The organism is Trueperaceae bacterium (assembly GCA_019454765.1).
Lineage (GTDB): Bacteria > Deinococcota > Deinococci > Deinococcales > Trueperaceae > JAAYYF01.
Genome location: JACFNR010000044.1, coordinates 1 through 4,054, shown reverse-complemented (window position 1 = coordinate 4,054; position 4,054 = coordinate 1). Strand labels below are relative to the sequence as shown.

Genomic DNA, 4,054 nt, shown 5'->3' with positions numbered 1-4,054 from the left:
CGCGCGCCCTGCCCACCCGAGGCGCCGGCGCCACCACGGTCCGAGGTGGCGTCGAGGGCCTCGAGCTGCGCGGCCGGTCCGGCGTAGCCCTCCATCTGGCGCCGCTCGATGCGCATGCGCAGGCGGCGCTCGAGCTGACGCACGTTGTCGAGGTCGCTGATCGTCACGAACGTGAGCGCCTCGCCCGTGCGCTCGGCGCGGCCCGTGCGGCCGATGCGGTGCGTGTAGGCCTCCGTCGTGTCTGGGAAGTCGTAGTTGATCACGTGCGAGACGCGCGCCACGTCGATGCCGCGCGCCGCGATGTCGGTGGCCACCAGGACGTGGTACCTGCCCTGCTTGAAGCCGTCGAGCGCCTCCTGCCTGCGCCTCTGCGACAGGTTGCCCTGCAGCTCGGCCACGAAGTGGTTGGCCTTGTCGAGCGTGGCCGCCAGGCGCTTGGCGCGGTGCTTCGTGCGCGTGAAGACGAGGACGGAGCGAAGGTCGCCGTCCTTCAGAAGGTCGAGGAGGAGTCCCGTCTTGTTGGCCTCGTCCACGGGGATCAGGGCGTGGTCGATGGTCTCGGCCGGCGCCACGCGGTTGATCTCGACGCGGAGCGGGTCCGTCAGGAGCTCGTCCGCGAGGTACGCGACCTCGGAGGGCATCGTCGCGGAGAAGAGTAGGCGCTGCGCCTCCGGCGGCACGGCCTTGAGGATCTGCCGCACGGACGGCAGGAAGCCCATGTCGAACATGTGATCGGCCTCGTCGAGCACGAGCGCCTCGACCGCCGTCAGGTCGGCGTTGCCGCGCTGCATGTGGTCGAGCAGCCGCCCGGGGCAGGCGACGATGATGTCGGCGCGGCCCCGCAAGGCCTCGATCTGCGGCTGGAAGCCGACGCCGCCGTAGACGGTGGCGCTCCGCAGGCCGGTCGACTGGCCGAGGGTGCGGAACTCGTCGTTGATCTGCTCGGCCAGCTCGCGCGTGGGCGCCACCACGAGGGCGCGCACCGTGCGACGCGTGCCGCGGCCGCCGTGGCGCTGACCCGCCTGACCGCTACCCAGTAGGAGGCGGTGGAGTATGGGCAGCACGAAGGCGGCCGTCTTGCCGGTGCCCGTCTGCGCGAGGCCCAGCACGTGGCGGCCGCTCATGGCGCCCGCGATCGTCTGCTCCTGGATGGGAGTGGGTTTGGTGTAGCCCGCGGCGCGCACGCCCAGTGCCACCCGCGGGTCCAGAGCGAACCCGTCGAACGAAGTCTCGTTTTGCATTACTTGGAGGTATCCTTCCTGGCCAACCACCAGCCAAGAACCCCCAGGGCAAGCGGATAGCGGTGGTCACTATACGCCATCTCGTGGGGAAGGCCGTGACGGGCCCGACACCGGCGCCTCCCCACCCTCCGCTCCTCGCGTGGCAACTCCGCGCAGGATGCCCGCGATCACGCTTATGGTGCGCTCCTGGTGGCTCCGGCCGTTCAGGAGTACCCCTGCGTCGAGGTAGCTGCCGGCGCCGTTGTGGCGCATGGGTCCCATGGCCACCTCCACCAGCCGACCCGAGTCCTTGAGGCGGTTCCAGTGCGAGCGGCGCATGACCCGCCACCGCCCGGGGAAGAGCGCCCGGCCGTACCCCGGCACGTGGTCGATGGAGCCCTCGAGGTGGTAGAGGCGGTCGAGCACGTCGAGGCCGGCCTCGCTCGCCATGACGCCGGCGAGGGAGACCATCGTGAGGGGCGCGCCGAGCGCGCGCTTCAGGAACGGCGCCGCCGCCAGGCCGATCTGGACCCCGCCGCTATAGCCGACGATCGTGATAGGCACGCCGCTCCCCGGGGCGTAGCCCGCGCGGAGCAACGACGTGAGGATGATCTGCGCCTCGCCCCGCCCGTAAACCCTGCCGTAGCGCGGATCCGCGGCCACCAACACCTGGAAGAGGTTGCGGATGTTGATGGTGAACGCGATCAGCGGGTGACGGCGCTCCAGCTTGAACTGGAACATGCGCTGCCAGAACCAGCTCAGCGCGCGCTCCTCGAGCAGGCCGACGTTGCGGACCGAGTAGGGCATCAGGTCGCCGAGGATGACGGTGCGGGGCAACGCCGCCGCCAGCCCGTCGAGCAGCCCCTGCACGTCGTCGTAGTTGGCGGCGCCCACCTTCGCTATGCCGTCGAGGTAGACGACGTACTGCCGGGGTTGCTTGCGCGGCCCGATAGGCGTGTACGGCGCGGTGCTCGCCTCGTGCGGCTGCTCGAGCCCCTCTCCGTACCACCCCGCCCACCAGCCCAGCGCCTCCACCGGCGAGAGCAGCAGCGACACCAGCAGCGCAGCCAGCACGGTGCCCACCACCACGCCGATCATCGCTGCCCGCCTCCCGATCGGCGCGTGCGTTCGCGGGTGCGGCGCGGCGGCTTCGGTGGGGCGAGCCCGGCGTCGGGGTCGGCGTCGATCAGCTCGCGCAAGCCCCGAGCGTCGGTCACGAGCCTCACGCCCGCCGCCTGGCGCCGCACCAGCCGCGCCAGGAGGAGCAGCGGTCGGCCGACGGTCCGCTGCATGGTGATGAGAAGCAGCGCGCCGAGCGCCACGGCCAGGAGCGCCTCGAGTGGCGCCAGGCGTAGCCCTTCCGCCACGCCCAGGACGGTCGCGGCGATGCTCCAGGCCCACAGCGCGACGGATACGGGCAAGCCGAGGTAGGGGAGGAACACGAACAGGCCGAACAGGCGCGGCGCCTGCCCGAGCGCCACGATGCCGGCCACGAACGAGAAGGCAACCTGCCTGTCCAACGCGTAGCGCGCCACCAGGTAGACGCTCAAGGCGAAGAACAGGTAGGTGACGGCGAAGATGACCGCCGAGATGAGCAGCGAGATGACGAAGCGCCGGGGCGAGACGCGGTTGACGAACAGCACGACGCTCTCGCCGACCGCCTCGGAGAGCCCCGCCGCCAGGAGCACCCAGAAGGCCAGACGCAGCGCGTTGCCGCCCAGCCTCAGCAGCTCGGTGGTGCCCGGGCGGAACGTGAGCGTGTCGCGGATCAGGTCGAGCGCCACCCCCAGGTCGAGCATGGCTCGAACGCTACCAGTTACCGGCGGCGGGGCACGGCCGGGTGCCGCCCGCACCTTGAGGCGCGCGCCCGGGGTGTGCTAGCATCATCACTTGCCGGCTCCACAGCGGAGCTCTCATGACCCCAGCCGAGGCGGCCCGGCCAGCGCCAGGGCCACGCGTTGAGAACGAGGAGTAACGTGTCACAGAACGCATCCGCGATGAAGCGCCACCGCCAGTCGGAGCAGCGCCGACTCGCCAACCGCGCCCAGAAGAGCACCATCCGCACCTTCACCAAGAAGGCGGTGGCCGCCGCCGAGGCGGGCGACTTCGCCGCCGCCGCCAAGTACCAGAAGGTCGTGCAGGGCCTCGTGGACCGCGCCATCAAGTCGTCGCTGCTCCACGCCAACACGGCCGCGCGCCGCAAGTCGCGCCTCGCCAAGCGCATCAACGCCCTGCAGCAGCCCAAGGCCTGAACCCACGCGAAACGCGGCCGCGCTGGCCGCAGCGGATGACCGAGCCGACGAGCCTAGCGCCGTCGGCTCGGTCCCGTTCTGGCTCCCTGGGGACCCCGCTGTTATGCTCGCGCTCGTGAACGGCGGTACGAGCGAGGGTTCGGAGAGGCCGACCGCGGCGGAGCGTCAGGCAGGGCCGCGCGTGATCCTCGTGCGCACGAAGGAGTCGGCCAACGTCGGCTCGGTGGCCCGGGCCATGCTCAACTTCGGCCTGCGCGAGCTGTGGTTGGTCGCGCCGCGCTGCCGTGTCGACAAGCGCAGCTACGACCTCGCCACGCACGCCGGCGAGGTCCTGGACGCCGCGCGGGTGGTGGGCACGTTGGGCGAGGCGGTCGCCGACCTCGACATCGTGTTCGGCACCAGCGCCAGGCCGCGCAAGGCGGAGAACTACCCCGTCCTCACGCCCCGCCAGGCGGCGCCGCGGCTGGTCGCCGGCACGGCCGTGGTGTTCGGCCCCGAGGACCACGGCCTGGCGAACGACGAACTGACCATGTGCCAGGCGCAGATCATCGTGCCGACCGTGGACTTCTCGTCGCTCAACCT

At 71.3% G+C, this 4,054-nt stretch carries 5 protein-coding genes; 2 read left to right on the top strand and 3 right to left on the bottom strand.

Annotated features, from left to right (window positions below; genetic code table 11):
- The 3 genes from H3C53_11075 to H3C53_11065 form a co-directional block, all read right to left on the bottom strand.
- On the bottom strand, nt 1–1,241 hold a 1,241-nt coding region (locus tag H3C53_11075), incomplete at its 3' end, for a DEAD/DEAH box helicase (protein MBW7917209.1).
- A gap of 69 nt (nt 1,242–1,310) precedes the next feature.
- Nucleotides 1,311–2,318 carry a hypothetical protein gene (locus tag H3C53_11070; protein ID MBW7917208.1) on the bottom strand — a complete coding sequence of 336 codons (1,008 nt, stop codon included), beginning with the start codon at nt 2,316–2,318 and terminating at the stop codon, nt 1,311–1,313.
- Nucleotides 2,315–3,019: a hypothetical protein gene (locus tag H3C53_11065; GenBank protein ID MBW7917207.1), complete on the bottom strand. Its 705-nt coding sequence runs from the start codon at nt 3,017–3,019 to the stop codon at nt 2,315–2,317. Before H3C53_11065 ends, H3C53_11070 begins: the two co-directional genes overlap by 4 nt.
- Nucleotides 3,020–3,217: 198 nt before the next feature.
- Here H3C53_11065 and H3C53_11060 point away from each other — a divergent pair, with 198 nt between their 5' ends.
- Both H3C53_11060 and H3C53_11055 read left to right on the top strand, forming a co-directional pair.
- Nucleotides 3,218–3,472: a 30S ribosomal protein S20 gene (locus tag H3C53_11060; protein MBW7917206.1), complete on the top strand. Its 255-nt coding sequence runs from the start codon at nt 3,218–3,220 to the stop codon at nt 3,470–3,472.
- Between the two features lie 115 nt (nt 3,473–3,587).
- Nucleotides 3,588–4,054 (top strand): tRNA (cytosine(32)/uridine(32)-2'-O)-methyltransferase TrmJ (locus tag H3C53_11055; GenBank protein MBW7917205.1); only part of this gene is annotated, 467 nt, incomplete at its 3' end.

Coding starts and splice junctions, on each gene's coding strand:
- H3C53_11070 (MBW7917208.1), bottom strand. CDS start 2,318: ATGATCGGCGTGGTGGTGGGCACCGTGCTGGCTGCGCTGCTGGTGTCG.
- H3C53_11065 (MBW7917207.1), bottom strand. CDS start 3,019: ATGCTCGACCTGGGGGTGGCGCTCGACCTGATCCGCGACACGCTCACG.
- H3C53_11060 (MBW7917206.1), top strand. CDS start 3,218: ATGAAGCGCCACCGCCAGTCGGAGCAGCGCCGACTCGCCAACCGCGCC.